The organism is Kitasatospora sp. SC0581, assembly GCF_048159585.1.
In the GTDB taxonomy this organism is placed as follows: domain Bacteria; phylum Actinomycetota; class Actinomycetes; order Streptomycetales; family Streptomycetaceae; genus Kitasatospora.
On the sequence record NZ_JBLRWA010000002.1, the window covers coordinates 70,530 to 94,503 of the forward strand.

At 74.3% G+C, this 23,974-nt stretch carries 28 protein-coding genes and 1 pseudogene; 13 read left to right on the forward strand and 16 right to left on the reverse strand.

Annotated elements, in window-relative coordinates; all coding sequences use genetic code 11:
• Positions 1-70: 70 nt before the first annotated feature.
• The 6 genes from ACLWS4_RS03390 to ACLWS4_RS03415 all read right to left on the reverse strand — a co-directional run bounded on the left by ACLWS4_RS03390 (position 71) and on the right by ACLWS4_RS03415 (position 4,960).
• On the reverse strand, positions 71-1,180 hold the full coding sequence (locus tag ACLWS4_RS03390; protein ID WP_416873320.1) for a threonine aldolase family protein: 1,110 nt from the start codon (positions 1,178-1,180) through the stop codon (positions 71-73).
• 27 nt (positions 1,181-1,207) lie between these two features.
• The gene (locus ACLWS4_RS03395) at positions 1,208-1,864 is read right to left on the reverse strand and encodes a hypothetical protein (RefSeq protein WP_416873321.1); all 657 of its coding nucleotides are present in this window, start codon (positions 1,862-1,864) and stop codon (positions 1,208-1,210) included.
• Between the two features lie 91 nt (positions 1,865-1,955).
• Positions 1,956-2,819, reverse strand: a complete 864-nt coding sequence (locus tag ACLWS4_RS03400; protein ID WP_416873322.1) for an alpha/beta fold hydrolase — start codon at positions 2,817-2,819, stop codon at positions 1,956-1,958.
• 217 nt (positions 2,820-3,036) lie between these two features.
• Entirely contained in the window at positions 3,037-3,606 is a 570-nt protein-coding gene (locus ACLWS4_RS03405; protein WP_416873323.1) for a DUF6939 family protein, read from the reverse strand.
• 110 nt (positions 3,607-3,716) lie between these two features.
• Positions 3,717-4,154 carry a nucleoside deaminase gene (locus ACLWS4_RS03410; RefSeq protein WP_416873324.1) on the reverse strand — a complete coding sequence of 146 codons (438 nt, stop codon included), beginning with the start codon at positions 4,152-4,154 and terminating at the stop codon, positions 3,717-3,719.
• Complete coding sequence (locus ACLWS4_RS03415; protein WP_416873325.1) at positions 4,151-4,960, reverse strand: LLM class flavin-dependent oxidoreductase; 810 nt, start codon at positions 4,958-4,960, stop codon at positions 4,151-4,153. Before ACLWS4_RS03415 ends, ACLWS4_RS03410 begins: the two co-directional genes overlap by 4 nt.
• A gap of 93 nt (positions 4,961-5,053) precedes the next feature.
• Between ACLWS4_RS03415 and ACLWS4_RS03420 the strand changes: the two genes are divergently transcribed.
• Together ACLWS4_RS03420 and ACLWS4_RS03425 are read left to right on the forward strand one after the other, a co-directional pair.
• A complete protein-coding gene (locus ACLWS4_RS03420) occupies positions 5,054-5,500 on the forward strand; it encodes an Lrp/AsnC family transcriptional regulator (RefSeq protein WP_416873326.1) in 447 nt (148 codons plus the stop codon).
• 176 nt (positions 5,501-5,676) lie between these two features.
• The gene (locus ACLWS4_RS03425; RefSeq protein WP_375876429.1) at positions 5,677-6,804 is read left to right on the forward strand and encodes a serine hydrolase domain-containing protein; all 1,128 of its coding nucleotides are present in this window, start codon (positions 5,677-5,679) and stop codon (positions 6,802-6,804) included.
• A gap of 48 nt (positions 6,805-6,852) precedes the next feature.
• Here ACLWS4_RS03425 and ACLWS4_RS03430 read toward each other — a convergent pair whose 3' ends face one another.
• The 3 genes from ACLWS4_RS03430 to ACLWS4_RS03440 all read right to left on the reverse strand — a co-directional run bounded on the left by ACLWS4_RS03430 (position 6,853) and on the right by ACLWS4_RS03440 (position 8,262).
• Positions 6,853-7,086: a hypothetical protein gene (locus ACLWS4_RS03430; protein ID WP_049656043.1), complete on the reverse strand. Its 234-nt coding sequence runs from the start codon at positions 7,084-7,086 to the stop codon at positions 6,853-6,855.
• Positions 7,087-7,237: 151 nt separating this feature from the next.
• Positions 7,238-7,771: a MarR family transcriptional regulator gene (locus ACLWS4_RS03435; protein WP_416873327.1), complete on the reverse strand. Its 534-nt coding sequence runs from the start codon at positions 7,769-7,771 to the stop codon at positions 7,238-7,240.
• Entirely contained in the window at positions 7,768-8,262 is a 495-nt protein-coding gene (locus tag ACLWS4_RS03440) for a MarR family winged helix-turn-helix transcriptional regulator (protein WP_074000738.1), read from the reverse strand. Before ACLWS4_RS03440 ends, ACLWS4_RS03435 begins: the two co-directional genes overlap by 4 nt.
• A 153-nt stretch (positions 8,263-8,415) precedes the next feature.
• On the opposite strand from ACLWS4_RS03440, the gene ACLWS4_RS03445 reads away from it, so the two are divergent.
• Both ACLWS4_RS03445 and ACLWS4_RS03450 read left to right on the forward strand, forming a co-directional pair.
• Positions 8,416-10,020 carry a sensor histidine kinase gene (locus ACLWS4_RS03445; RefSeq protein WP_416873328.1) on the forward strand — a complete coding sequence of 535 codons (1,605 nt, stop codon included), beginning with the start codon at positions 8,416-8,418 and terminating at the stop codon, positions 10,018-10,020.
• Positions 10,021-10,111: 91 nt separating this feature from the next.
• Positions 10,112-10,816 (forward strand): response regulator, encoded by a 705-nt coding sequence (locus tag ACLWS4_RS03450; protein WP_074000739.1) that lies wholly within the window; start codon positions 10,112-10,114, stop codon positions 10,814-10,816.
• A gap of 222 nt (positions 10,817-11,038) precedes the next feature.
• Here ACLWS4_RS03450 and ACLWS4_RS03455 read toward each other — a convergent pair.
• Positions 11,039-11,332: pseudogene (locus tag ACLWS4_RS03455) on the reverse strand (phosphatase PAP2 family protein); the annotation flags it as partial.
• Here ACLWS4_RS03455 and ACLWS4_RS03460 point away from each other — a divergent pair.
• Positions 11,298-11,477, forward strand: a complete 180-nt coding sequence (locus ACLWS4_RS03460; protein ID WP_375876430.1) for a hypothetical protein — start codon at positions 11,298-11,300, stop codon at positions 11,475-11,477. The pseudogene ACLWS4_RS03455 and the gene ACLWS4_RS03460 overlap by 35 nt on opposite strands.
• Positions 11,478-11,797: 320 nt before the next feature.
• A complete protein-coding gene (locus ACLWS4_RS03465) occupies positions 11,798-12,394 on the forward strand; it encodes an alpha/beta hydrolase (RefSeq protein ID WP_416873329.1) in 597 nt (198 codons plus the stop codon).
• A gap of 311 nt (positions 12,395-12,705) precedes the next feature.
• Here ACLWS4_RS03465 and ACLWS4_RS03470 read toward each other — a convergent pair whose 3' ends face one another.
• The 3 genes from ACLWS4_RS03470 to ACLWS4_RS03480 are packed head-to-tail and all read right to left on the reverse strand — an operon-like array spanning position 12,706 to position 14,685.
• Positions 12,706-13,122 carry a type II toxin-antitoxin system VapC family toxin gene (locus ACLWS4_RS03470; protein WP_416873330.1) on the reverse strand — a complete coding sequence of 139 codons (417 nt, stop codon included), beginning with the start codon at positions 13,120-13,122 and terminating at the stop codon, positions 12,706-12,708.
• A complete protein-coding gene (locus tag ACLWS4_RS03475) occupies positions 13,119-13,412 on the reverse strand; it encodes a type II toxin-antitoxin system Phd/YefM family antitoxin (protein WP_063780313.1) in 294 nt (97 codons plus the stop codon). The genes ACLWS4_RS03470 and ACLWS4_RS03475 overlap by 4 nt, the downstream gene beginning before the upstream one ends.
• A gap of 31 nt (positions 13,413-13,443) precedes the next feature.
• On the reverse strand, positions 13,444-14,685 hold the full coding sequence (locus ACLWS4_RS03480; protein ID WP_416873331.1) for an MFS transporter: 1,242 nt from the start codon (positions 14,683-14,685) through the stop codon (positions 13,444-13,446).
• A gap of 78 nt (positions 14,686-14,763) precedes the next feature.
• Here ACLWS4_RS03480 and ACLWS4_RS03485 point away from each other — a divergent pair, with 78 nt between their 5' ends.
• Together ACLWS4_RS03485 and ACLWS4_RS03490 are read left to right on the forward strand one after the other, a co-directional pair.
• Positions 14,764-15,135, forward strand: coding sequence for a MerR family transcriptional regulator (locus tag ACLWS4_RS03485; RefSeq protein WP_117487704.1), 372 nt, complete (start codon positions 14,764-14,766; stop codon positions 15,133-15,135).
• A gap of 61 nt (positions 15,136-15,196) precedes the next feature.
• A complete protein-coding gene (locus tag ACLWS4_RS03490; protein ID WP_416873332.1) occupies positions 15,197-16,045 on the forward strand; it encodes an alpha/beta fold hydrolase in 849 nt (282 codons plus the stop codon).
• A gap of 175 nt (positions 16,046-16,220) precedes the next feature.
• Here ACLWS4_RS03490 and ACLWS4_RS03495 read toward each other — a convergent pair whose 3' ends face one another.
• A complete protein-coding gene (locus ACLWS4_RS03495; RefSeq protein WP_416873333.1) occupies positions 16,221-17,765 on the reverse strand; it encodes an MFS transporter in 1,545 nt (514 codons plus the stop codon).
• A gap of 87 nt (positions 17,766-17,852) precedes the next feature.
• On the opposite strand from ACLWS4_RS03495, the gene ACLWS4_RS03500 reads away from it, so the two are divergent.
• Positions 17,853-18,731, forward strand: a complete 879-nt coding sequence (locus tag ACLWS4_RS03500; RefSeq protein WP_416873547.1) for a helix-turn-helix transcriptional regulator — start codon at positions 17,853-17,855, stop codon at positions 18,729-18,731.
• A gap of 43 nt (positions 18,732-18,774) precedes the next feature.
• Here the strand turns inward: ACLWS4_RS03500 and ACLWS4_RS03505 are convergent, their stop codons facing one another.
• Together ACLWS4_RS03505 and ACLWS4_RS03510 are read right to left on the reverse strand one after the other, a co-directional pair.
• On the reverse strand, positions 18,775-19,164 hold the full coding sequence (locus tag ACLWS4_RS03505) for a hypothetical protein (RefSeq protein WP_049657058.1): 390 nt from the start codon (positions 19,162-19,164) through the stop codon (positions 18,775-18,777).
• Positions 19,161-19,736 (reverse strand): hypothetical protein, encoded by a 576-nt coding sequence (locus ACLWS4_RS03510; protein WP_117487701.1) that lies wholly within the window; start codon positions 19,734-19,736, stop codon positions 19,161-19,163. Before ACLWS4_RS03510 ends, ACLWS4_RS03505 begins: the two co-directional genes overlap by 4 nt.
• A 135-nt stretch (positions 19,737-19,871) precedes the next feature.
• Here ACLWS4_RS03510 and ACLWS4_RS03515 point away from each other — a divergent pair, with 135 nt between their 5' ends.
• From ACLWS4_RS03515 to dusB, 4 genes are all read left to right on the forward strand, one after another.
• The gene (locus ACLWS4_RS03515; RefSeq protein ID WP_049650225.1) at positions 19,872-21,086 is read left to right on the forward strand and encodes a sensor histidine kinase; all 1,215 of its coding nucleotides are present in this window, start codon (positions 19,872-19,874) and stop codon (positions 21,084-21,086) included.
• Positions 21,074-21,721, forward strand: a complete 648-nt coding sequence (locus ACLWS4_RS03520) for a response regulator (protein ID WP_074000749.1) — start codon at positions 21,074-21,076, stop codon at positions 21,719-21,721. The genes ACLWS4_RS03515 and ACLWS4_RS03520 overlap by 13 nt, the downstream gene beginning before the upstream one ends.
• Before the next feature lie 2 nt (positions 21,722-21,723).
• Positions 21,724-22,548 carry a DUF4097 family beta strand repeat-containing protein gene (locus tag ACLWS4_RS03525; RefSeq protein WP_416873334.1) on the forward strand — a complete coding sequence of 275 codons (825 nt, stop codon included), beginning with the start codon at positions 21,724-21,726 and terminating at the stop codon, positions 22,546-22,548.
• Between the two features lie 200 nt (positions 22,549-22,748).
• The gene (dusB, locus tag ACLWS4_RS03530; RefSeq protein ID WP_416873335.1) at positions 22,749-23,918 is read left to right on the forward strand and encodes a tRNA dihydrouridine synthase DusB; all 1,170 of its coding nucleotides are present in this window, start codon (positions 22,749-22,751) and stop codon (positions 23,916-23,918) included.
• Positions 23,919-23,974: the final 56 nt, after the last annotated feature.

A 23,974-nucleotide genomic window follows, 5' to 3' on the forward strand; every position in this document is an offset into this window, starting at 1 on the left:
AGGGGTGGGTGCCGCGAACCGTTTCGCGGTGAATCACCCTCGGGGTGGTGACCCGGCGAGACTTCCCCGGTCAGGCCTTGGCGGCCATGTCCAGGAAGCGCAGGCCGACCTCAGTCACCTCGTCCGCCGTCCATCCCAGGGCCGGTTCGCCGAGGCTGACTTCGGCCATGGCGAGGCCGGGGGCGGCGTCCTCCCAGTGGGAGACGAACCAGATGCCCTCCTCCTCGGCCAGTGCCAGGTGGGCGGCGTTGAGGGCCTCGGCCGGGTGGGGGAGCCAGAGTTGGTACTCGTGGGTGGGCGGCACCTCGGGGTAGAGGCGGGCGCCGGGGAGGGCGGCCAGGGCCGGGGTGAGGGCGGTGGCGGCGTGGTGGATGTGGGCGGGGATGCGGGGGAGGGCGGTGTCCAGGCCATGGAGGGCGGCGAGGGCGGCCGGCCACTGCTGGGAGAGCTGGCCGCCGTAGCGGTGGCGCCAGGTGCGGGCGTAGGCGGTGAGGGCCTTGTCGCCGGCGAGGGCGGCGCCGCTGATGCCGCCGAGGTCCTTGTAGTAGGACACGTAGACGCTGTCGGCGAGGGCGGCGATCTCGTCGAGCCGCTTGTCGAAGTGGACCGTGGTGTTCCAGAGCCGGGCGCCGTCGAAGTGCACCCGGGCGCCGGTCTCGCGGGCCGCGGCGACGAGGGCGGTCAGCTCGTCCCAGGTGGGGAGGAGGTAGCCGGGGTCGCGCAGCGGGAGTTCGACGACGAGGGTGCCGAAGGGCTCGCCGACCGCGTGGAGTTCCCCGGGGGTCGGCTGGCGCTGTTCGGTGGTGGGCCAGAGGCCGCGCAGGCCGGTGAGCTGGGTGTAGGCGTGCCGCTCGTGCCGCTCGATGTGGCTGAGCGGGTGCAGCGCCACGGCCGGGTTGCCGGTGCGTTCGGCGTGGTGGCGGAGGGCGACCTGCTGGGCCATCGTCCCGGTGGGGAAGAAGACCGCGTCCTCTTGTCCGAGCAGTGCGGCGGTCCGTTCCTCCAGCTGCCGCACGGGCCCGTCGCTGCCGTAGAAGTCGGGCAGGACGTCCAGACCGTCCAGGGCGGAGAGTTGGGCGAGGCGTTCGCGGATGCTGAGGACGCGGTCGGTGGAGAGGAAGCGCTCGCAGGTCATGCGGGCCGCGCGGCGCCGGCGGAACTCACTCTGGTCGTCGGTCATCCGGCGATTGTCAGCCCGGTGGCGCGGTCAGACCAACCGCTTTTCCCACCGCAGGGCGGGGTGTCCGGGTACCCACGCCGTCTGGGTGTCCGCCGTGACGCGGAGCCGGACGGCGGTGAGGTCGGGGCGCCCGGCCTCCTGCCAGGCGGCGAGGAGCCGCTCGATCTCGTCCCAGAGGGCGGGCCGGCCGCCCTGGTGGACCGTCCAGCCGTAGGTGTCGTCCTGGACCTGGGCGGAGGCGCCGGGGACGGAGAGGCAGTAGACCGACTCCAGGTCCTCGCCCGTGGTGACCCAGAACCACGCCTCGGGGAAGGCGAGTTGGACCAGGAAGGCGGGCGTCGGGTCGTTGAGGAGGGTGGGGGAGGTGTCGGTCGGACGCCCGGTGTCGTCGGCGCCGGACCAGCCGGGCAGGAACGGCGGGCGGGACGGGCACGGGACGGCGGCCCGGCCGGTGACCCGGCCCTCGGCGGTGCCGTCGGGGAGCACGGTGAGCTCGACCCGGCCGGCGCCCTCCTGCCAGGTGCCGAGGACGGCCGAGACGGTGCCGCCGGGCCTGGTCTGCCGCACCCAGCTGTAGGGGATCAGGCGGACCGGGTCGGTGGCGCGGACCCCGTCGTACGGCGGGTGGGCGGCGGAGGTGGGGGAGTCGACCTCCAGGATGTTCCGCGGGCCGTCGGGGTTCATCGTCCTCCTCGAGGTGGGGCCGGAGCGGGTCGGGGCCGCGAGGCCGTCCGCCCACGCCGGGATCGACGCGGCGGACGGCCTCCGGCTCCGGTCAGGACTCGGCGGGCAGCAGCGCGGCGATGTCCCCCAGGAGCCGGGCCGCCGGCGCCGGGTCGACCAGCCACTTCAGGTGGCTGCCGGGGAGCGTGTGGACGTCGAAGGGGTTCTCCGGGGTCAGCGCGTCGCCCTCGCGGATCATGCGGTCCTGCATGGCGAGCGGGATGCCGGCGTCCTCGGCCAGCCGGACGTACGACCTGGGGATCCGTCCCCAGGTGTCGGGCCGGGCCCGGTCGTCGGGGGTGCCGGTGTCGAGGTTCTCGTCGGGCTGGAAGGTGTTGAGGAAGAGCATGAACTCGTCGTCCGTGCCGTCGGCGAGGAAGGACGCCTTGAAGGAGGCGAGGACGCCGGGGTCGGCGGTGCGGAAGTTGATGCGCAGCAGACCGAGTTCGGCCGGGTTCCCGACCAGCGCCGCCATCAGCCCCGCGGCGTCGGCCGTGGCCATCTCGGGCTCGGCGTAGTAGGCGTTGATGTCGAGGTCGACGGGGCACCAGGCGGAGACGTAGACGATGCGGTCGACCAGGTCGGGCCGCTGGTTGGCCGCGGCGGTGGCCGTCAGGCCGCCGCGGCTGTGGGAGACGAGGACGACGGGCCCGTTCCGCTTGGCCCGCTCCAGTATCCCGATGAGGTGCGCGACGTTGTCGGCGAGCGTGACGCCCTTGATGGCGCCGGGCGCGGTGGCGAGCCCTTCGAGGTCCTGCGGCGCCTGGTAGGCCCGGGGGTACGTCGCGGCGAAGCCGTGGCCGGGGAGGTCGACGGCGACGGAACGGTGCCCGAGGAGGCCGAGTTCGGCCTGGAGCGGCGCGAAGGAGAAGGAGTTCGCGAAAGCCCCGTGGACCAGGATGAAGGTGGGTTGCATCTGTCTACTGCTCACTTTCCGGTCCCCTGCGGCGCACTGGCCGGCCGCGGGGACTGCTTCGTGCGTGGCAGGCGCCGGCGGTCACCTGCGGACGCGCGAGGGCGGCGTGCGAACGGCTGCCCACGGTCCGGTGATTCACCCTACTCAGTGAATGATCATCAGCCCACCCTTCGGCGGCACGGCTTCGGTGCCCCACCGCCCACCGCTCACTCCGGGGTTACTCGGGGTGCGGGTCCGTGCCGTCCTCGGCGGGCCAGCTGCCCTCCGCGTACAGCCGGACGAGCGCGGCGTGGGAGAGCGGACTGGTGGGGTCGGCGACGTCGCCGTTGGTGGTGTAGTCCAGGAGCACGACCTCGTCCTTCTCCCGGAGCCGCTCGACCAGGTCGGCGGCGCGGTGTTCGAGGACCCATCGGTAGGCCGGCAGGTAGATCCGGCGGCGGGCCGTCTCGTAGGACAGGAGCCGGTCGCCGTGCAGGCCGGTCCGGTGGCCCTGGACGGGGCCGAAGCGGCGCGCCGTCCGCTTGAGGCCCTTCATCGAGGTGACGCGCAGCTTGGCGGGGTCGACATCGGCGTCCCGGAAGACCTTGAGGGCCTGCCAGATCCCCTCCACGGACTGGCTGGTCGCGCCGTCGCCGTAGGGGACCGGGATGCCGCCGTGCGGGTAGAACGGGCTCAGCCGCACCCACGGGTCCGGCGCCCTGGAGGTGACGTCGACGATCTCCGCGCCGGGGAACGCGGCGGTCAGTGCGGCCGCCGTACGGCGACGGCCGGCGATGTGGATCGGCATGTGCGGGCTCTCCTGCTCGACGGCGCGGGCCACCGAGTGTCCCCGGTGCCACTGACAGTCCTCGCCGGAGTGCGGGCGGACGGGAGCGGATTCGGCGCGGGGGCCGGTGGTCAGGTGCGCCGGTAGTAGGCCGCGACCGGGGCCCGGGCCTCCTCGGGCAGGGCGGGGCCGTCCGTCGGCACCGCCGGCCAGGCGCCCGAGTCGGGGTTGAGCTCGACGAGTTGCTCCGTGGCGAGCGCGTACACGACCCGGCCGATGCCGGAGCGGAGGATGCCCCCTTCGCACATGCCGCAGGGCTGGCAGCTGGTGTACATCGTGGTGCGCGCGGCGGCGCCCGGGGAGAGTTCGCGGGCGGCCCAGCGGGCGAGCTTCAGTTCGGGGTGGGCCGTGATGTCGTCGTCGCGCCGGACGGTGTTGTGGGCCTCGGCGAGGACCTCGCCGTCCGGGCCGGCCAGCAGGGAGCCGTACGGGGCGTCGCCGAGGGCGACCGCGTGGGCGGCGAGGGCGATGGCGCGGCGCAGCAGGGCCTCGTCGGCTTCGGTGATCACGCGGTCCTCCAGTGGGTGGCGACGGTGGTGAGGGTCCGCCAGGCCTGCCGCGGACGACGGGTGTCCTCCGGATCGCCGTGGTAGGGGTCGAACACGACGGTCTCGGCCCCGAGGTCGCGCAACTGGCGCAGGTCGTCGAGGACCTGGTCGAGGGTGCCGACGCCGGCGGGCCGTTCGGGGTCGTCGACCGGCGCGGTGGTCAGCCGCAGGGCGATGCGGGGGGCGAACCCCGGCAGCGGGTGCTCGGCCAGGACCGACCGCATCCGGGCGACGGGGAGCCGCAGCGGGTGCCAGGCATCGCCGAACCGGACCGCCCGGCGCAGCGCCGCCTCGCTGTGGCCGCCGACCCACACCGGTACCGGCCGGTGGCCCGAATCGCCCGCCCAGGTGTCGCGCAGCGTGGCCAGGTACTCGTCGGTCAGTCTGCCGCGGGCGCCGAACGGCACGCCGAGGGCCTCGAACTCCCGGCGCGCCCAGCCGATCCCCACGCCCAGGACGAACCGGCCGCCGCTGAGCCGGTCGAGGGTGCTCGCCGTCCGCGCCACCAGCAGCGGGTGCCGGTAGGGCAGGACGAGGACGGTCGTGCCCAGCCGCAGGCCGGGGGCGGTCCCGGCGAGCCAGGACAGCGTGGTGAACGGCTCGTAGAACGGCTCCGGGTACCGCTCGGCCACGTCCGGGGTCACCGCGACGTGGTCCGACACCATGAGGAGGTCGAAGCCGAGCCCCTCCGCGGTCCGGGCCCACTCGCGCAGCACGCCGGGGTCGGTCCCGGGGCCGAAGTTCGGTACGTTGACGCCAAGTTGCATGGATCGAGGCTATCCCCGTGATCATGGCGGACGGAACGGCATCCTCCCTCTGTCACCTGCGGATCGCCGAGGATTTCCCGGTAGATTCGCGCCATGGCCGCGAATCTTGACGACACCGACTGGGCGATCATCGAACAGCTGCAACAGGAGGCCCGCGTCTCGCTCAGCGAGCTGGGGCGGCGGGTGTCCCTCAGCCCGTCGGCGACCACGGAACGGGTGCGGAACCTGGAGTCGCTGGGCGTCATCACCGGCTACCACGCGACGGTGGACCTGGCGAAGGTCGGCTACCCGGTGCTCGCCGTCGTCCGGCTGAAGTACCCGGGCAACCGGCACGAGCCGCTGCGGCGACTGCTCGCCGAGCGGCGGGAGGTCCTGGAGTGCCTGCGGACCACCGGCGACGACTGCTACACCCTCAAAGTGGCGGCGACCTCCATGGAGCACCTGGAGACCCTGGTGGACGAGCTGGCCGGCTTCGGCAGCACCACCACGAGCGTCGTCTACAGCCGGACGCTGCCGCTGCGCGGGCCCGCTCGGCCCTGATGCCGGAGGGGCGTCGGAGGGGAGTCGTCGGAGGGGAGCCGGGAGGGAAAGGTGCTCCCTCGATCGGGGGAGGTCGGCCGGCCGTCGCGCGGACAGACTGGCGATCGTGACCGGGGGTTTCCTACCCCCCACGATTCCACAGGAGTTGACCCGTGCGTCGTTCGCGCATCCGCCACATGGCACTCGCCCTCACGCTCTCGACCGTCGGGGCCGTCGCGGCCGTCGGGGCGTCGGCACCGTCCGCCATGGCGGCACCGGCGGCCGCGCCGGCCGCGGCTTCTTCGGACGCCGTGCAGCAGGGACTGAACGCGCTGGTGCGGACGGACGGGATACCCGCCGCGCTCGCGACCGTCCGGGACGGGCGCGGCCGGACCCGCGACTACACCGCGGGGGTGGGGGACCTGGCCACCGGCGCCAAGGTCCCCGTCGACGGGCAGGTGCGGATCGGCAGCAACACCAAGACCTTCACCGCCGTCGTCGTGCTCCAGCTGGTCGGGGAGGGGAAGGTCGACCTCGACGCCTCCGTCGACACGTACCTCCCCGGCCTGGTCCGCGGCGAGGGCATCGACGGGCACGGCATCACCGTCCGGCAGCTGCTCCAGCACACCAGCGGACTGCCCGACTACGAGGGGCTGCTGGAGGAAACCGCCCTGCGGACCCGGTACTTCGAGCCCCGGGAGCTGCTGGACATGGCCTTCGGGCAGAAGCCCGCCTTCGCGCCCGGGGAGAAGTTCGGCTACAGCAGCACCAACTACGTGCTGGCCGGCCTGATCGTCCAGCGGGTGACCGGACGGCCGATCGCCGAGGAGATCGACCGGCGGATCATCCGGCGCATCGGGCTGCGGCACACCTACTTCCCGGCCGTGGGCGACCGGACGATCCGGGAGGCCCACCCCAAGGGCTACCGAAGGGATTCCGCCGACGCGCCGCTGACCGACTTCACGGAGCTGGACCCGTCGGCGGCCTGGGCGGCCGGGCAGATGATCTCCACCAACTCGGACCTCAACCGCTTCTTCACCGAACTGCTGGTCCCGGACCGCCTGCTGCCCGCGGCCCAACTCGCCCAGATGCGCACCACTGTCCCGGTCGGCGACGGCATGGCCGCCGGACTGGGCATCTTCAGCCGGACGCTCACCTGCGGCGGGGTCTACTGGGGGCACGGCGGCGACATCCCGGGCTACGAGACCCGGGGCGGCGCCACCGACGACGGCCGCGCCGTGAACATCGCGATGACCACCATCCCGGCTGACTACGCCGTCACCCGGCACCTCGAAGGCGTCGTCGACGCCGCCCTGTGCCGCTGAGGTGATAGCCGCCCTGTGCCGCTGAGCTGGTAGCCGGGCCGTGAGCGGTCAGGAGCGGTGGTGGTTCCCCTCGTCGCCGATAACACCGTTCCCGTGGTGGACGGACACGCTGGAGTACGTCGCCCGCATGCGCGTGGCGTGAGCCGTCCGGTGCTGTTCGATCAGCATTCCCTCGGCGTTGTCGGACTGGTGCCGCCGCGCGCGTTCCCGGAGTACCAGGAAGGCCGTGGCACCGACGATGGCGCCGACGAGCGCGACCAGGAACACCGTGACGAAGACCATGCCGTCACCTTCCCCCCGTTCGAATGCGTCCAACCTTTATCTCACGGGCGTAGGGCGGTCGCACCCGAGTCGTCGGAACAGCCGGAACAGTCGGGTGGTCGGGACGGCAGACCGTCGCGACGGCCGACTGTTCCGGCGACCGTACGGGGCGTCAGGGGCGGGCCTGTTCGGCGTTCGCGCGCTCCGTGACCAGCGCCAGGACGCGGCCCGCGACGGCGAGGTCCTCGGCCGGGATGCCGGTGTACAGGCGGGCGGTGATCCCGGCGGCCTCGGTGGTGGTGCGCTCGTACAGTTCGCGGCCGGCCGCCGTGAGGTGCAGCCGGGACGCCTCCGCCGGGTCCTGCGAGAGCAGCCCGGCGGAGGTCAGTTCCCCGATCACGCCGTGGACGACCGACTCCTCGGCCTTCAGCGACCCGGTGACGTCGCGGACGAGCGCGTCCCGGGCGATGGAGCCGCCCGCGACCGTGACGACCCGGAGCGTCACGCTCTGGTGGAAGGTCGCTCCGTGGCGGTCCAGCACGCCCTCCAGGAGGGCGCGCGCCGCGTAGTGGGCCAGAGCGATGACCCGGCCGTTGACGGCGGTGGGGGCCGTGGGGGCCGTGGGGGCGGCGGGGGCCGTCGCCGGTGCGGCGTTGGCCGTGGCGGCGGTGTTGGTGGCGGTGTCGGGCGCGGCGGCGGTGGTCATGACGGCTCCTCGGCGTTCTCGACGGTCTCGGCGTGCGGCGGATCCAGAGGTGCGTCGAGCAGGGCGGCCAGTTCGCGGGTGAACTCCCGGGCGCGGGGGCTGTCCTGGCCGCCGAGCGGCGCCAGCAGCTGGTCCAGGAGGCCCTGGACCACCGTGATCGCGCGGCGGGTGACGTCGCCGCCCTGCTCGGTGAGCGACAGCTGCATGGCGCGCGGGTCGTCCGGGTCCCGGGTGCGGGCCACCAGCCCGGCGGCCTCCAGGGCGCGGGCGAGCTTGGAGACGTAGAGCGCTTCGAGGCCTGTGTGGTCGGCGAGGCGGCGCTGGCTGGGGCGCAGCCCGGAGCGCGACATGCCGTACAGGGAGGCCAGCACCGCGTACTGGGCGTGCGTCAGGCCCAGCGGTGCGACCGCCCGGTCGACCGCCACCCGCCACTTCATCGACAGGCGCCAGACCAGGAATCCTGCGGTGGCGCCCTCAGCTGTTGAACTCACGGCGGATACAGTACATAGCTACTATGTCCATGGCTATTATTTTTCGGGGCCGGGGCCGGGGCCGGGGAATGGGGCTCGGGGTGCCGGGCGGAGCGCCTCGGGCATGACTTTCGACAGATCCGGTGCGGCGGCGGCCCTCGTAGGGTCGTGGGCATGCGGATGAGTGGGGCGGCGCTGCCCGTGGTGGCGTCGGTGTGTATCGGGCTCGGTGTCACGAGCCTCTGGTGGGCGCTGCCGGCGATCGGGTTCTCCTTCCTGGCCGGGCTGCGGATGGAACGGGTGCGGCCGGCGGCGGTGGTGTTCGCCGTGCTGGTCGCGGCCGGGGTGCTGGTGGTCGGGGCGGTGCCCTCCTGGATCGTCCTGGGGCTGCGGTTCGTCGCGCTCGCCGTGAGCACCGGGATGGGCCCGTGGCTGCTGGGCCGGTTCTGGCGGCAGTCGCAGGAACTCGTGCGCGCCGGGTGGGAGCGGGCCGAGCGGCTGGAGCGCGAGCAGCAACTCGTCGCCGAGCAGGCCCGACTGCGCGAACGGGCCCGGATCGCCCAGGACATGCACGACGCCCTCGGCCACGACCTCAGCCTGATCGCCCTGCGCGCCGGGGCCCTCAAGCTCGCCCCCGACCTGGCCCCGCCCCACCGGGAGGCCGTCCAGGAGATCCGGGCGGGCGCGGCCGCCGCCGTCGACCGGCTCGGCGAGGTGATCGGCATCCTGCGCGACGGGGACGAGAGCGGCGCCGCCGCCCGCGCGGCCCACGGACCGGCCGACTCGGACATCCCGCACCTGGTCGCCGAGGCGGCCGCCGCCGGCCTGGACGTCCGCTCGGAGATCACCGGTGAGCCGGACGGACTCCCGCGCGCCACCGAGCACGCCGCGTACCGGGTGGTGCAGGAGGCGCTGACCAACGCCGCCAAGCACGCACCACGAGCGGCCGTCACCGTGGAGGTGGCGTACTCGGCCGACGGCGCCCGCCTCCGGGTGGCCAACGGCCCCGCGCCTGTGCCCGCGGCCGTGCCCATGCCCGCACCTGCGCCCGTGCCCGCGTCCGCGCCCATGCCCGCACCTGTGCCCGCGCTCACCGTCGCCCGGGCGACGGGCTCGGCACCTGCGTCAACCCCGCGCGGCGCAACGCCCACCGGAACGTTCACCGGAGCGTTCGTCGGCACGTCCGCCGCACCCGCCGGAAGGTCCGCCTCGACGCCTGCCGTGCCGCCCACCGGTGGCCGCGGCCTGGTCGGGCTGGCCGAGCGGGTCCGGCTCGCGGGCGGCACCTTCGCCCACGAGGCCCGCCCGGACGGCGGGTTCGAGGTCGCGGCCACTCTGCCGCGCCGCGCCGCCGGGCCCGTCCCGCTGCCGCCCGCCGCCCCGTCGTCGCCAGTGCGCGAGCTGCGACGGGCGCGGCGCAGGGTGGGCCGTACGCTGGCCGCCGTGGTGCTCGTCCCGCTGGGGACGGCCGTACTGCTGACCGTGGCGCTGCGAGTATGGACGCTCTACGTGGTCAGCCTGTCGGTGCTGGACCCGGAGGTCTACGCCGCCCTCCAGGTGGGGCAGGACCAGGCCTCCGTCGAGCGTCTGCTGCCGGGCCACCGGCTGCCGTACCGCCCGCCGAGCGGGCCGGCGACGCCCGCGCCGCCGCCGGGGGAAGGGGTCTCGTGCGCGTACTACGCCATCACCGCCCAGCTGTTCGTGGACCGGGCCGGCGATGCCTACCGGCTCTGCTTCCAGGACTCCCGGCTGGTCTCGCGGGACGTGCTCGTCTCCTGAAGCCCTGCCTTCCGGCCTTCCAGGTCCCGCGCTCCCGCCGCAACTCCCTTTCCCCACCACCTCCGTACCGAGCGACCGACAGGAGCCGCCGATGACCACCGCACCGATCCGGGTGCTGCTCGCCGACGACGAGCCCATGATCCGCGCGGGACTGCGCGCGGTGCTCGCCACCGACCCGGGCATCGAGATCGTCGCCGAGACCGGGGACGGCCGGGAGGCCGTCGAACTGGTCCGGCGCCACCGGCCGGACGTCGCCGTACTGGACATCCGGATGCCCGGGACGGACGGCATCACGGCCGCCGCCGAGATCCGCCGGAACGGCCTGGCCACCGGAGTACTCATGCTGACCACCTTCGGTGAGGACGACTACATCCTGCGCGCGCTCAGCGGCGGCGCGAACGGCTTCCTGATCAAGTCCGGCGAGCCCGAGGAACTGCTCGCCGGGGTGCACGCGGTGGCCGGAGGGGCGGCCTACCTCTCACCCAAAGTGGCCGCCCGGGTGGTCGCCCACCTGGCCGCCACCGGGGCCGGCGGCCCCGCCGACCGGCGTGCCGGCGCCCGGGAGCAGGTGGCCGCCCTGACCACCCGGGAACGGGACGTGCTGACGCTGATCGCCGCCGGGCTGTCCAACGGTCAGATCGCCCGTCGGCTGGGGGTGGTGGAAGGCACCGTGAAGGCCCATGTGAGCTCCATCCTGGCCCGGTTGGGCGTGGCCAACCGGGCGGCCGCCGCCGTCCTCGCGCACGAGGCCGGACTGACCCTCGGCGCGACCTGCGCGGGCGGCCCACGGGACTGAGGCCGCCGCGCCCGGGGCGGTGCCGGAGCCGGAGCCCGCGCCTGAGCTGGAGCCCGGCCCCGGGCCCGGGGCCGACGGTATCGGCGGTGCCGACAGCAGCCGCCCGAGGACCGGCACCCCGGCCAGCGCCGTCACGGCGGTGGTGGCCGCCGGCCGCAGGGCGAGGACCGCCGCCGCCGTGACCGTGCCGCCGAGCGCGGCACCGGCGATCACGTCGTGCGGGTAGTGCACCCCGGCCGCCACCCGCAGCACTGCCGTGGCGCCGCCGACGGGTATGACCAGCACCGCCCAGCGCGGGCGCAGCAGCACCAGCCCCGTGGCCAGCGCGACCGCCAGGGTGGCGTGGTTGCTGGGGAAGGACCAGTCGCCCGGCGGCGGACACGCGGCGACCGCCGTGCCCGGCAGCCCGGTGAGCGCCCGGCAGGGCCGCTCCTCGTCGAGGACCACCTTCAGCACCTCGCTCGCCCCGTAGGCCAGCACCGTGCCCAGCCCGACCAGCGCCACCGCCGCGACCACCCCGGTGGCCCGCCGGGCCCGGGCCGTCCACCAGCAGAACGCCAGCAGGAGACCCAGCACCAGCAGCCCGACCTCGGTGGCCGGCTCCAGCAGCGAGGCCATCGCGTGCGGGGCCTCGCCGACGGCTTCCGCCACCCGCCGGTAGCCGCCGGCCGACCACCCGGCCGACACCCGCACCGGCCCCGCCCCGCCACCCCGCTCCGGCGCCAGCCACGCCACCACCCCGGCCCCCGCGCAGAGCAGGGCCACGGCGAGGACGGGCCTGGGCCTCACCCCGGGTTTGGCCCTGGGCCTGGCGGTGGCCCTGGTGGCGCCGGTCTGCCTCGAATCCCTGTCCGTGTACGTCATGGTCCGGACGGTAGAGGCCGAAACCCCCTTGCCACCTGACCCGAAAGTCAAGCAATGCCCCTGACGATGGTCAGGGTTGACATCGCGTCACAGCGGCCGGCCACGTACCCTGCGCCCATGCCGGATCCCTCCCCGCTCGCCGTCCCCACCCGCTTCGACGGAGCCCCCGACCGTGTCGCGCTCGTCGTCCCGGGCATCGGGTACACGCCCGCCAGGCCCCTCCTCCACTTCGCCCGCTCGGTGCTCCTCCGGCACGGCTGGACGGTCCAGGAGCTGTGGTGGCAACTCCCGGACGAGTTCCGGGCGTTCGAGCCGAAGGACCGGACCGCCTGGGTCGAGCGGCAGGTCGCCGAGGCCGTCGACGCCGAGCGCGGCGCCTGCCGCCTGCTCGTCGGCAAGTCCCTGGCCTCCTTCGCCTGCGGCGTCGCCGCCGACCGCGGCCTCGCCGCAGCCTGGCTGACCCCCGTCCTGACCTCCAAGCCGGTCGCCCGCGCCCTCGCCCGCGCCGAAGCCCCGACCCGCCTCGTCGGCGGCGGCGCCGACAAGCTGTGGGACCGCCGGACCGCCGAATCGACCGGACACGAGGTCCTGGAAGTACCCGCCGCCGACCACGGCTTGGAGCTACCGGACGACCCCCTGGGCTCGATCGACGTCCTGCGGCAGGTCACCTCCTGCCTGGACCGCTTCGTCGCCTCCCTGGCGAAGGGAGAGTAGGGAAGGAAGCCCCGGAGGAAGAGACAGCCGTGGTCGTTACCGGACGACCTCCGGAGCCCGGCCGTCGGCTGCCGGGCGACCGGGGCTGTCCGCAGGGGAGCCTGTTCGTGTCGCATACCGGGATCCAAGGGGATCGGCTGCCGCCGCTGCCGCACGCGATTCCGCGCATCCGTGGCGGTTGTTCCCCGACCGCGGTTACGACGTCGACAGGTATCACTGCCTGGTTTCGTGGAAGCGCGGCAGCGAGCCGGTCACCGCCCGCCGGTGCCACCGTCCGGCGCCGACGTGGCCAAGGGCGCCCGGGCGCCCGCTTACCGGGAGCCGGTCGGCCGTCCGGGCGCGACCACTGGCAGGTCTCGCTCCTCGGCTGCGTCGGCCAGGCGCTTGTCGTAGGTGACGAAGGCGGTGAGCGCGTGCTCGAGGTGCTCGGCAGTGGCGAGGTGGATGGCGTCGAGGGTGCGGAGGTGTCGGGTGGGGAACTGGCAGGCGGCCCTGAGGACGGGATCGGAGAGCCGGACGCGGAGAAGCCGGTCGAACAAGTCCACCGACGCGTCCAGCAACTCCTGTGGTGCACCGACCCGGATCAGCGCGCGCGGCACCTCGACCTGGGCCAGCGCGCTGGTCGCGTGGCCCTCGGAGCCGTGCGAGGAGAGGAACGTGCGCAGTGCGGTGGATTCGTCCTCAGGCACCAGAAGTTTGAGGATCGCGCATGAGTCGAGGTAGATCAATGGCCTTCCTCCTCCCGCATGGCGTGCAGGGCGTCGGCGGCCGACGCGAGCCCGGCGCCGGATTCGGGCAACGTCCAGTCGGCCAGGCCACGCGCGGTGGCGGCGTTCTCGGGGGCGATCGTGCCGTCTCGAACGAGGTCCTCCAGCACCCGCTGTTCCGGGTCGGGCGGCGCGAGGACGGCGATCAGCCGCCCGTTGCGGGTGATCTCCACGCGTTCGCCGGCCGCGACCCGGTCGATCAACTCGCTGGCGTGCTGCTGGAGCTGTCGGATGGGGACTCTGGCTGTCATACGACTCACGGTAGAGCCAAGCGTGCGGCGATCACGAAGAATGTGCGTCGATTTCACACGAACGAGTGCCGCCATGCCCCGGGAAGCCGTGCCGGCGCCCGCCGATGGTGGTGGCGAGGGCGGCGGCCAGCAGGACGAGGGCGGACCAGGGTAGGGCGGTCGGCCCGGCGTGGTCGAGGAGGAGGCCGCCGGCCAGGCCGCCGACGGCGATGCCGAGGTTCCAGCAGGTGACGAGCAGCGACTGGGCGATGTCCCCGGCCGGGCCGGCCGCGTCGGCGACGGCGGTCTGGAGGAGGGTGGCGGCGCCGCCGAAGCCGAGGCCCCAGAGCGCGGCGGCGGCGTAGGCGGGCCGGCCGGCCGAGCCGAGCAGGGCGGCGGCGAGGAGCAGGGCCGCGGCCGCGAGGAGGACGGAGGCGGCGATGGTCAGGGGGCGCAGGTACCGGTCGATCAGGGCGCCGGTGCCGAGGATGCTCACCAGTGAGGACAGTCCGATGACGAGCAGGACGGTGTCCGTCCGGCCGTCGAGCCCCAGCGGCGCGAGCAGGGCGGCGACGTACGTGTAGAGGACGTTGTGGGCGAGCACGAAGGTCGCGGTGACGGCCAGGACGGTGGCCACGCCCGGCGTCCGCAGCACCCGTCGGACGGGGACGCGGGCCTGGTCGGCGCGGCCGGGCAGTGGCGGGAGCGCTAGCAGCATCCAGCCGGTCAGTGCCACGGCGATCACGCTCATCAGCCCGAAGGTGACCCGCCAGCCCACCAGGCCGGCAAGCAGGGTGCCGGCGGGTACGCCCACCGACAGGGCGACCGTCGAGCCGGCCATGGCGACGGCCATCGCCCGTCCGCGCTGCTCCGGCGCGACGATGCCCCGGGCGTACCCGGCCAGTAGTGCCCAAAGCAGTCCCGCGACCAGGCCGGCCGCGAACCGGGCGGCCATGGTGAGCGGGTAGTCGGGTGAGACGGCGGTGACGGCGTTGGCCGCGGCGAAGCCGCCGACGGCGACCAGCAGCAGGCGCTTGCGCGGCAGGCGGCCGGTGACGGCGGTCAGCGGGATGGCGGCCGCGATGGAGCCGACGGCGTAGAGGGTGACGGACTGCCCGGCGGCGGACTGGCCGACGCCGAGGTCGGCGCTCATCGCGGGCAGTACTCCGGCGGGCAGGGCCTCGGTCATGATCGTGACGAATCCGGCGGTGCTCATGGCCAGCAGTGCGGGCCAGGGCAGCCTCGGGGCGGGGGCCACCGGCTGTGCGGGGGTGCGGAGTTCGGGAGTGGGCATGGGCCCGATCGTCTATCGTTGACATTCGTGTCAAGGTCCAGCCGGGATGGCGCCGGCCAGGGGTGAGGGTAGTCACACATGCGCATCGGCGAGCTCGCCCGGCGGGCGGAGACCACTCCGCGCCTGCTGCGCTACTACGAGCAGCAGGGGCTGATCACACCGCGCCGTGAGGCGAACGGCTACCGCGCGTACGACGAGTACCTCGTGGACCGGGTGCTGCAGATCCGCGGGCTGCTGGACGCGGGGCTGCCGACCCGGATCATCAAGCAGATCCTGCCCTGCCTGGACACCCTGGACGCCCCGCGGACGATCCACTTCGCCGACGCCACACCGGAGATGCTCGCCACCCTGGAGTCCGAGACAGACCGGATGACCCGCCGGATCCTGTGCCTGACGCGCAACCGGGACGCCATCCGGGAGTACCTGGACGTGGTCAAGGGCCTCTCCTGATCCACCACCCGAACTCGACGGCTTGACCTTGCCACGGGTGTCAGGGTTGGACGCTGCCGTCATGACCGACACGACCGACCTGAACGACGCCGTCGCCGCGACCGACACGACCGACACGACCGCCCCTGCGATCCACCACACCGCCTTCGGCGACGGCACCCCGATCGTCCTGATCCACGGCTACACCGTCGACCACCGCGTCCTGCTCCCGCTCGAACCCGCCTTCGCCGACCGCCCCGGCTGGCGGCGCCTCTACCTCGACCTCCCCGGCCACGGCGCCAGCCCCCGGCTGCCGGGTCCGACCTCGGCGGCCGCCCTGGCCGAGGTGCTCTCCGAGTGGATCGAGGCCCAGGTCGGCGGGCGGCCCTTCGCCGTGGTCGGGCAGTCCTTCGGCGGCCAGCTGGCCCGGGCGGTGACCGCGCGCTTCGGCGAGCAGGTGCTGGGCTCGGCGCTGCTGGTGCCGGTGGTGCGCTGGGGGGCCGACCGCGACCTGCCGGAGGAGTCCGTGGTCGAACGCGACGAGGACCTCCTCGCCCGGCTCCCGGCGGCCGACCGCGACCTGTTCCGGTACGTCATGGCCCGCCACACCGGCCCGAGTTGGGAGCTGTTCCAGCGGTACGTCCGGCCCGGCTGGGAGGCGCACGACCGGGCGGCCGCCGCCGAGCTCGAAGCCGACTTCCTGCTGCCGCACTGGCCCGAGCACCGGGCCGCGCGGCACCGCGGCCGCCACCTGCTGGTCACCACCCGGCAGGACGCCCTGGTCGGCTGGCGTGACCAGCTCGCCCTGCTCGACCACTACCCCCGGATGGCCGCCGCCGTCCTCGACGGGGTCGGGCACAACCCCCAGGTCGAGGCCGCCGGCACCGTCCGCACGCTGGTCGGCCGCTGGCTCGACGCACTCCGGCGCTGAGGGCCGGCCCCGGGAACGCCGACGGCCCCGCGACCGGTCGTACCGGTCGCGGGGCCGTCCACCGCCGCCGCAGGAGCCCGGAGCCCGGAGCCCGGAGCTCGGAAACCGGACCCGGAAGCAGGAGCTCGGAGCTCGGAACCCGTGAACCGGCCCCCGGAGCCCCCGGAGCCACGGCTCAGCCGATGGAGCGGGGCAGGCGGGTGGTCAGGTACAGGATGGTGAAGGACCCGAGGAGCTGGATGCCCAGGCAGAGGGCGAGCGCGCGGTCCATGCCGAGGACGGGGGAGAGGGAGAGGTAAAGGGTGCCGAGGGTGGCGACGCCGAGCGCGAGGCTGGACTGCTGGCCGGTGGCGAGGACGCCGCTGCCGACGCCGGCCCGGGCGGCGGGCACCTTGGCGAGGACGACCCGGAACAGCGGGGTGCCGATCAGGCCCTGCCCGATGCCGGCGAGGGCGACGCCCGGGGCCATCCGCAGCGGGGAGAAGTGCGACCAGTCGGCCAGGACGGTCAGGGCGAGGGTGGCGAGGCCGGCGGCCTGGACGACGGCGCCCGCGCTGAGCACCCGGCTGCCCCAGCGGCCGATCAGCCGCGGGCCGGCGAGCGAGGCGGAGAAGTAGCCGACGGCCATCGGGACGAGCGCCCAGCCGGCCGCGACCGGGCCGAGCCTGAGGCCCTGCTGGAGGGCGACCGCGATGACGAACATGAAGCCGCCGAAGCCCGCGAAGTAGGGGAGCGCGATGCCGAGGCCGCGCCGCATCTCCGGGATGCGCAGCAGGGACGGCGGCACCAGCGGGGTGTCCCCGCGCTGCTCGGCGCGCCGCTCGACGACACCGAAGGCGACGGCGAAGACGGGGAACAGCGCCAGCAGCACCCAGGACCAGAGCGGCCAGCCGGCGGCCCGGCCCTCCATCAGCGGGACGAGCAGGGAGAGCAGGGTGGCGGTGAGCAGGACGGTGCCGGGGACGTCGACCCGGGCGGCCGTGGTGGACCGGCTCTCCGGGACGTAGCGGACCGCGAGCACCACGGCGAGCAGCGCGAACGGCACGTTCAGCAGGAACACCGAGCGCCAGCCGGTGCCGAACAGGTCGGCGGCGACCAGCATCCCGCCGAGCACCTGCCCGATCACCACCGAGATCCCGCCGACGGCGCCGTAGACGCTGAGCGCGCGGCCGCGCCGGGCGCCCTCGGTGGCGGCGGTGATGGTGCCGAGCACCTGCGGGATCAGCAGTGCGGCCGAGGCGCCCTGGGCGGCCCGGGCGGCGACCAGGGACCACGCGCCGGGGGCGAGGCCGCAGGCCAGCGAGGTGAGGGCGAAGGCGACGGCGCCGATGACGAAGAGCCGGCGGCGGCCGTAGCTGTCGCCGAGGCGTCCGCCGAGGACGAGCAGGACGGCGAAGGCGATGCCGTAGCCGGCGGCGACCAGTTCCAGGACGGCGGGTCCGGCGGCCAGGTCGTGGTCGATGGTGGGCAGGGCGACGTTGACGATGAAGAAGTCGAGCATCGGCAGGAAGGCGCCGAGCAGGACGGTGACCAGTCCGGCGGTGCCGAGGGTGGCGGCGGGACCGGTGGAGCCGGTGGCGGGACCGGCAGGACCGGTGGAGCCGGCCGGCCCGGTGCCGGAGGTACGGGCGGCCGCGCTGCCCGGGGTGGTGGCGGCGCGGCTCGATGCGGGGGCGACGGTGAGTGGTTGGGTCACGGGTCCTACGATCCGCCGCGCCATACCCTGGTACCAGAGTGTGGTTATCCAGGTATAAGAAGTACCTGGCAACAGGCTTACGGCTGGCGCATGCTGGGGAGCATGAGCCTGATGACCCCCGCCGCGCAAGACGCCGCGCACAGCGCCGCACAGCGCCGGAGCGCCCCCGGCGACGCCCGTCGGCACGAGCTGGCCGCGTTCCTGCGCAGCCGCCGCGAGCGCCTCGGGCCCGAGCAGGTGGGCCTGCCGATGACCGGCCGCCGCCGGACACCGGGGCTGCGCCGGGAGGAGGTCGCCCAGCTCTCCGCGGTCGGGGTGACCTGGTACACGTGGCTGGAGCAGGCGCGGGACATCCAGGTGTCGGCCCAGGTGCTGGACGCGGTGGCCCGGGCGCTGCTGCTGGACCCGAGCGAGCGCGCCCACCTGTTCACCCTGGCCGGCACGGACGACCCGGCGCCGGTGAAGGAGTGCCCCTCGGTGACCCCGAGCGTGCGGCTGCTGCTGGAGCGGCTGGCGCCGTACCCCGCCGTGGTGCTCAACTCCCGCTACCAGGTGCTGGCGTACAACGCCCAGTACACCGCGGTCGTCGGCGACCTCGACCGGATGGCTCCCGAGGACCGGAACCTGATGTGGATGGCGTTCACGCCCTCGCAGTTCCGCGAGGTGCTGATCGACTACCGCACCGAGCGCCTCGGCATGGTGGCCCGGTTCCGCTCGGCGATGGCCGACCACAGCTCGGAGCCGGCCTGGAAGGCGCTGCTGGCCCGGCTGCTCAAGGCCTCTCCGGACTTCGCGGAGGTCTGGCAGCGGCACGACGTGATGCGGCCGGGCAACGGGATCAAGCGCTTCCAGGTGCCGGACGTCGGGCTGCTGCGCTGCGAGTACACCAACTTCTGGCTCAGCCCGCAGCTGGGGACACGGATGATCACGTACACCCCGCTGGACGACGAGACCCGCGCGCTGATGGACCGCCTGCCCACCGGGGCCTAGGGAGTTCCTCGGGCTCGCGTCGGCCGGGCGGCGTCGACGTGCCTCAGCCCCGTACCGCCGCGTCCCGCCCGAGCCGCAGGCACACCACGGCGAGCGGCAGTTCTATGCAGGAGGCCATGACCAGCGCGGCGAGCACCGCGTGGCCCGGCCCGGCGCAGGCGATGTCGGCCAGCGCGTCCCCGGTGAGCAGCAGGGCCACCGCCGCGCCCGCCCACAGCGCGGCGGGGCTGCGGCGGCGCAGCAGCGCGTCCAGCGAGAGCAGGGCGGCGAACTCGGTGAGGTCGAGCACGACCCACGGGGTCTCGTGGCAGACGGCGAGGACCGCCAGCCAGGGCAGCAGCGCGACCGCGGCCAGGACCGGGACCTGGGCGAAGCGCGCGGGCAGGACGGACGAACGGGCGGGGCCGAGGGCAAGGGCGAAGGTGCCGCTCACGCCGCACCCCGGCCGCGCTCCCGGACCCGCTCCAGCGGCAGCCGCTCGGCGGCCCCGCCCGCCGTGTGCTCGACCCGCACCGCGTCGAACGGCCCCTCGGCCCAGGCGACCCAGAACCGGTCGGCCACCGTGACCGCCTCGGCCGTCGAGCACACCCGGCGGAAGGGCCGCCGCCCGGTGAACACCACCGCGGGCGCCGTGCCGTCGGCCGCCAGCCGGCCCCAGGCCAGCACGTGCCGGCTCCGCCCGGCGGAGGGGCAGTGCCGGGCCCCGCGCAGCAGGTGCGGGGTGAGCCGGGCGGCGACCAGGACATCGGCCAACTCCCCGTACTGGTACAGCTCCAGTGCGGCGCGGCCGCGGCCGGACGCGACGCAGCGGACCGACCAGGGGCCGGCCCCGGCGGGCAGCGCGCCCTCCGGCAGCTCCCCTTCCTGCAGCGTCTCCTCCGGCAGGGCTCCTGCCGGCAGCGCCCGCTCCGGCAGCGCCTCCTGGGCCGCCGCCGCTCCGGCGGCACTCCCGGGGCCGGGCCGCCCGTGCGGCGGAGTGGCGGAGTGCGATGCAGTGCTCGTCATGCCCTCAAGCCTTCCGCCCGGACCCCCCTCCTGTCGGTGGTGCTCCACACCGAATCGGGGGTGTAGCTAGCTACACCCCCATCGGGAACCCCCCTTCATGGCGGCTCGTGATCACCGGGCCCTACGCTGTCGGCCATGCCCTCCACCACGTTGCGCCGAGCGTTCGTCAGGAGCCTCCGGCGCCCCCCGTGGTCGCCCGAGGTCTGGCGGGACGTCCGCTTCACCGCCGCCGGGATACCCGTGGCGCTGCCGGTCTGGCTGGCCGTCACCGAGTCGAAGCTGCTCTTCCCGGTGCTCGCCGCCGTCCTGCTCTGCACCCACCCGCTGACCGTCGTCCAGCGCGGCCGGCTGCGCGCCCTGTACGGGGTGGAGGTGCCGCCGCTGCGCCCGCCGACGGGGCGCCGGGTCTGGCTGCTCGGGGTGACCTGGCGCCAGGTCCTCCACCACCTGGTGGCCGGCCCGCTGCTGGCGGCGGGCGCCCTGGTGGTGCTGTACGCCTGGGCGGCCGCCGTGGTGCTGGCCACCGTGTACGGCTGGATCTGGCTGCTGCCCGCCGGCACCGCGCTGCGCACCGGCCTCGCCGGGGAGGACGTCCTGCTCACCCTCGGCGGGGTGCTGCTGCTGGCGGTGCTCCCGCTGTCGGGCACCCAGCTGGCCCGGCTGGAGGTGTGGGTGGCCCGGCGGCTGCTCGGCCCGGACCGGGCGGAGGCGCTGGAGCGGCGGGTCGAGGAGATCGCCGAGAGCCGGGCCGGCCTGGTCGACGCGGTGGACGCCGAGCGCCGCCGGATCGAGCGCGACCTGCACGACGGCGCCCAGCAGCGGCTCACCTCCCTCGCGATGAACCTGGGCCTGGCCCGGCGCACCCTCAAGGACGTGCCGCCCGAGGTGATGCAGGTGATCATCGACGCGCACGAGGAGGCCCAGGCGGCCATCGACGAGCTGCGCGACCTGGTCCGCGGCCTGCACCCCGCCGTCCTGGAGGACCGCGGCCTGGACGCGGCGCTGTCCGGCATCGCCGCCCGGGCCCCGTTGCCGGTGCACCTGGACGTCGACCTCTCCGAGCAGATCGCCCCGACCGTCGAGGCGGTCGCCTACTTCACCGTCTCCGAGGCGCTCACCAACGTGGCCAAGCACGCCAGGGCCCGCCGGGTCGACCTCTCGGTGCGGACGACCGGCGGCCGGCTGCGCCTGGTCATCAGCGACGACGGCGTGGGCGGCGCGGACGCCTCGCGCGGCACCGGGCTCACCGGTCTGCGCAAGCGCGCCGCCTCGGTCGACGGCACGATGTCCGTTCTCAGCCCCCTCGGGGGCCCCACCACCATCACCGTGGAGTTGCCGTGCGCGCTGTGATCGCCGAGGACTCGGTCCTGCTGAGGGTCGGCCTGGTCAAGGTCCTGGAGGCGGTGGGCTTCGAGGTCGTGGCCGCCGTCGGGGACGCCACCGAACTGCTGGCCGCCGTCGAGGAGCACCGCCCGAAGGTGGTGGTGGCCGACGTCCGGATGCCCCCGGGCTTCAGCGACGAGGGGGTGAAGGCGGCGATGGTGATCCGCCGGCAGTGGCCGGACACCGCCGTCCTGCTGCTCTCCCAGTACGTGGAGGAGCGCTACGCCGCGGACCTGCTGGCGACCAACACCAGCGGCGTCGGCTACCTGCTCAAGCAGCGGGTCGCCAACGTCGACGACTTCGTGGACGCGCTCCAGCGGGTCGCCGAGGGCGGCACCGCGCTGGACCCGGAGGTGGTCGCCCAGCTGCTGGTGCGCCGCCGGCACCGGGACCCGGTGGAGAAGCTGACCCCGCGCGAGCGCGACGTGCTCGCCCTGATGGCGGAGGGCCGCTCCAACGCGGCGATCGCCGGCTCGCTGGTGGTCAGCGACAGCGCGGTGGCCAAGCACATCAACTCGATCTTCACCAAGCTCGAACTGCCGCAGGCCGAGGACAGCCACCGCCGGGTGATGGCGGTGCTGCGCTTCCTGGAGGTCGGGTAGCGGTGAAGGGGGTGAAGGGCTGGCGGGCCACCGGGACGCTCGTGATCGTCCTGGTCATGATCGGTGCCGGACTGCAGACCTGGTCGATGGCGGTGCAGCAGCGCACCAGCAGCAGTCGGCCGTACGACGAGGAGATCCACCGGGTCCAGCTGGAGACCGGCCCCGCGTCGGTCCGGGTGCGGGCCGGACGGGAGGGCCACGTGGTGGTCCGGCAGAGCCTGGACTGGCTGGTGCGCAAGCCGGTGGTGTCCGCCGTCTTCGACAAGGGCGTGCTCACGGTCGGGATGCACTGCCGGCTGGTCCTGCCGTTCGTGGACCTCGGCTGCGGTGCCGAGATCGAGCTGGAGGTGCCGGCCGCGACCGAGGTGTCCGGCTCGGTGACCTCCGGCTCCGTCCAGGTGGAGGGCCTGAGCGGGGACGTGAGGCTGGACCTGACCTCCGGCCAGCTGCTGCTGTCCGACACCTCCGGGAACGTGACGGTGCACGCCACCTCCGGTCTGGTGCAGGGCACCAACCTGAGCGCCCCGCGGTTGACGGCGCAGCTCACCTCGGGCTCGGTGCAGCTGAGCTTCGCGAGGGCGCCGCGCGAGGTGGACGCCACGGCCACCTCCGGCTCGGTGGAGATGAGCCTGCCGAAGGACAGTCGCTACGCCGTCTCCAGCGAGGTCGGCAGCGGCAACGGCCGGATCGACCCGGGGCTGGCGGACTCGGCGAGCCCGAACCGGGTGCACGCCGCGGTCACCTCCGGGTCGATCTCCATCGCTCCGGCGCCGGCCTCGTCGGCGCCCACCGCCCCGGCGGCTCCGTCGGCCTCGTCGGCCCCGTAGCGGAGGCGGCCCGTTCCGGAGGCGTCCGGCCGAGGAGGTGGCCGGTAGCGGAGGTGGCCGGTGGCGGAGGCGGCCGGTAAGGGGAGGCGGGCGGTGGCCGAGGCGCCCCGTAGCGGGGGAGCCCCGGCGCGGGCGGAGGCCGCTCACCCGGGTGGGGGACAATGGAGAGTCCCGTCCCCACCACCCGAGGTCAGCCGCGCATGTCAGTCACGCCCGCACCCACCGCGTCCGGCACCGAGTTCGCGCCGCTCGACATCGGCCCGATCCAGGTGTGGCCGCCCGTCGTGCTGGCGCCGATGGCCGGCATCACCAACGCGCCGTTCCGCACCCTGTGCCGCGAGCAGAGCGGCGGCAAGGGGCTGTACGTCTCGGAGATGATCACCACCCGGGCGCTGGTCGAGCGCAACGCCAAGACCATGCAGCTGATCAAGTTCGACCCGAGCGAGAAGCCGCGCTCCATCCAGCTGTACGGGGTGGACCCGGTGACCGTCGGCAAGGCCGCCCGGATGATCTCCGAGGAGGGCCTGGCCGACCACATCGACCTCAACTTCGGCTGCCCCGTCCCCAAGGTCACCCGCAAGGGCGGCGGCTCGGCGCTGCCGTACAAGCGCAACCTGCTGCGCGAGATCCTGCGCGAGGCCGTCGCCAACGCGGGCGACCTGCCGGTGACCATGAAGATGCGCAAGGGCATCGACGACGACCACCTCACCTACCTGGACGCCGGCCGGATCGGCGCCGAGGAGGGGGTGGCCGCGATCGCCCTGCACGGGCGCACCGCCGCCCAGCACTACGGCGGCACGGCCGACTGGTCGGCGATCGCCCGGTTGCGCGAGTCCGTCCCGGCGCACATCCCGGTGCTGGGCAACGGGGACATCTGGTCGGCCGACGACGCGCTGCGGATGATGCGCGAGACCGGCTGCGACGGCGTGGTGGTGGGCCGCGGCTGCCTGGGCCGGCCGTGGCTGTTCAAGGACCTGGTCGCGATCTTCGAGGGCGACGTGGACTACGCCCGCCCCGACTTCGGCTACGTGGCCGCGGCGATGGTGCGGCACGCGCAGCTGCTCGGCGAGTGGCTGGGCGACGAGGCGCGCGGCGTGATCGACTTCCGCAAGCACGTGGCCTGGTACACCAAGGGCTTCTCGGTCGGCTCCGAGCTGCGGGTGCGGCTGGCCGGCTCCTCCTCGTTGGCCGAACTGGCCGAAACCCTCGCCCAGGTGGAGCAGTCCCAGGGCTGGCCGGACGGTGCGGACGGCCCGCGCGGGCGGACCAGCGGCAACAACCGGGTGGTCCTGCCGGAGGGCTGGTTGGACGATCCGTACGACTGCGCCCGCCCGGGTGCTGACGCCGAATCGGACACCTCCGGCGGATGATCTGTACGACCTGGCGAAAATGACCCGTTCGGGTCGATGGCCACCTGGTCCCAGCC

What these genes read in the sequence shown, in the direction of transcription:
- ACLWS4_RS03415 (WP_416873325.1), bottom strand. Translation starts at nt 4,960, where the DNA reads ATGCAACTTGGCGTCAACGTACCGAACTTCGGCCCCGGGACCGACCCC.
- ACLWS4_RS03425 (WP_375876429.1), top strand. Translation starts at nt 5,677, where the DNA reads ATGGCACTCGCCCTCACGCTCTCGACCGTCGGGGCCGTCGCGGCCGTC.
- ACLWS4_RS03400 (WP_416873322.1), bottom strand. Translation starts at nt 2,819, where the DNA reads ATGCAACCCACCTTCATCCTGGTCCACGGGGCTTTCGCGAACTCCTTC.
- ACLWS4_RS03475 (WP_063780313.1), bottom strand. Translation starts at nt 13,412, where the DNA reads ATGACAGCCAGAGTCCCCATCCGACAGCTCCAGCAGCACGCCAGCGAG.
- ACLWS4_RS03465 (WP_416873329.1), top strand. Translation starts at nt 11,798, where the DNA reads ATGCCGGATCCCTCCCCGCTCGCCGTCCCCACCCGCTTCGACGGAGCC.
- ACLWS4_RS03395 (WP_416873321.1), bottom strand. Translation starts at nt 1,864, where the DNA reads ATGAACCCCGACGGCCCGCGGAACATCCTGGAGGTCGACTCCCCCACC.
- ACLWS4_RS03450 (WP_074000739.1), top strand. Translation starts at nt 10,112, where the DNA reads ATGACCACCGCACCGATCCGGGTGCTGCTCGCCGACGACGAGCCCATG.
- ACLWS4_RS03500 (WP_416873547.1), top strand. Translation starts at nt 17,853, where the DNA reads ATGACCCCCGCCGCGCAAGACGCCGCGCACAGCGCCGCACAGCGCCGG.
- ACLWS4_RS03495 (WP_416873333.1), bottom strand. Translation starts at nt 17,765, where the DNA reads ATGGCGCGGCGGATCGTAGGACCCGTGACCCAACCACTCACCGTCGCC.
- ACLWS4_RS03435 (WP_416873327.1), bottom strand. Translation starts at nt 7,771, where the DNA reads ATGACCACCGCCGCCGCGCCCGACACCGCCACCAACACCGCCGCCACG.
- dusB (WP_416873335.1), top strand. Translation starts at nt 22,749, where the DNA reads ATGTCAGTCACGCCCGCACCCACCGCGTCCGGCACCGAGTTCGCGCCG.
- ACLWS4_RS03390 (WP_416873320.1), bottom strand. Translation starts at nt 1,180, where the DNA reads ATGACCGACGACCAGAGTGAGTTCCGCCGGCGCCGCGCGGCCCGCATG.
- ACLWS4_RS03445 (WP_416873328.1), top strand. Translation starts at nt 8,416, where the DNA reads ATGCGGATGAGTGGGGCGGCGCTGCCCGTGGTGGCGTCGGTGTGTATC.
- ACLWS4_RS03515 (WP_049650225.1), top strand. Translation starts at nt 19,872, where the DNA reads ATGCCCTCCACCACGTTGCGCCGAGCGTTCGTCAGGAGCCTCCGGCGC.
- ACLWS4_RS03485 (WP_117487704.1), top strand. Translation starts at nt 14,764, where the DNA reads ATGCGCATCGGCGAGCTCGCCCGGCGGGCGGAGACCACTCCGCGCCTG.
- ACLWS4_RS03405 (WP_416873323.1), bottom strand. Translation starts at nt 3,606, where the DNA reads ATGCCGATCCACATCGCCGGCCGTCGCCGTACGGCGGCCGCACTGACC.
- ACLWS4_RS03430 (WP_049656043.1), bottom strand. Translation starts at nt 7,086, where the DNA reads ATGGTCTTCGTCACGGTGTTCCTGGTCGCGCTCGTCGGCGCCATCGTC.
- ACLWS4_RS03480 (WP_416873331.1), bottom strand. Translation starts at nt 14,685, where the DNA reads ATGCCCACTCCCGAACTCCGCACCCCCGCACAGCCGGTGGCCCCCGCC.
- ACLWS4_RS03510 (WP_117487701.1), bottom strand. Translation starts at nt 19,736, where the DNA reads ATGACGAGCACTGCATCGCACTCCGCCACTCCGCCGCACGGGCGGCCC.
- ACLWS4_RS03490 (WP_416873332.1), top strand. Translation starts at nt 15,197, where the DNA reads ATGACCGACACGACCGACCTGAACGACGCCGTCGCCGCGACCGACACG.
- ACLWS4_RS03420 (WP_416873326.1), top strand. Translation starts at nt 5,054, where the DNA reads ATGGCCGCGAATCTTGACGACACCGACTGGGCGATCATCGAACAGCTG.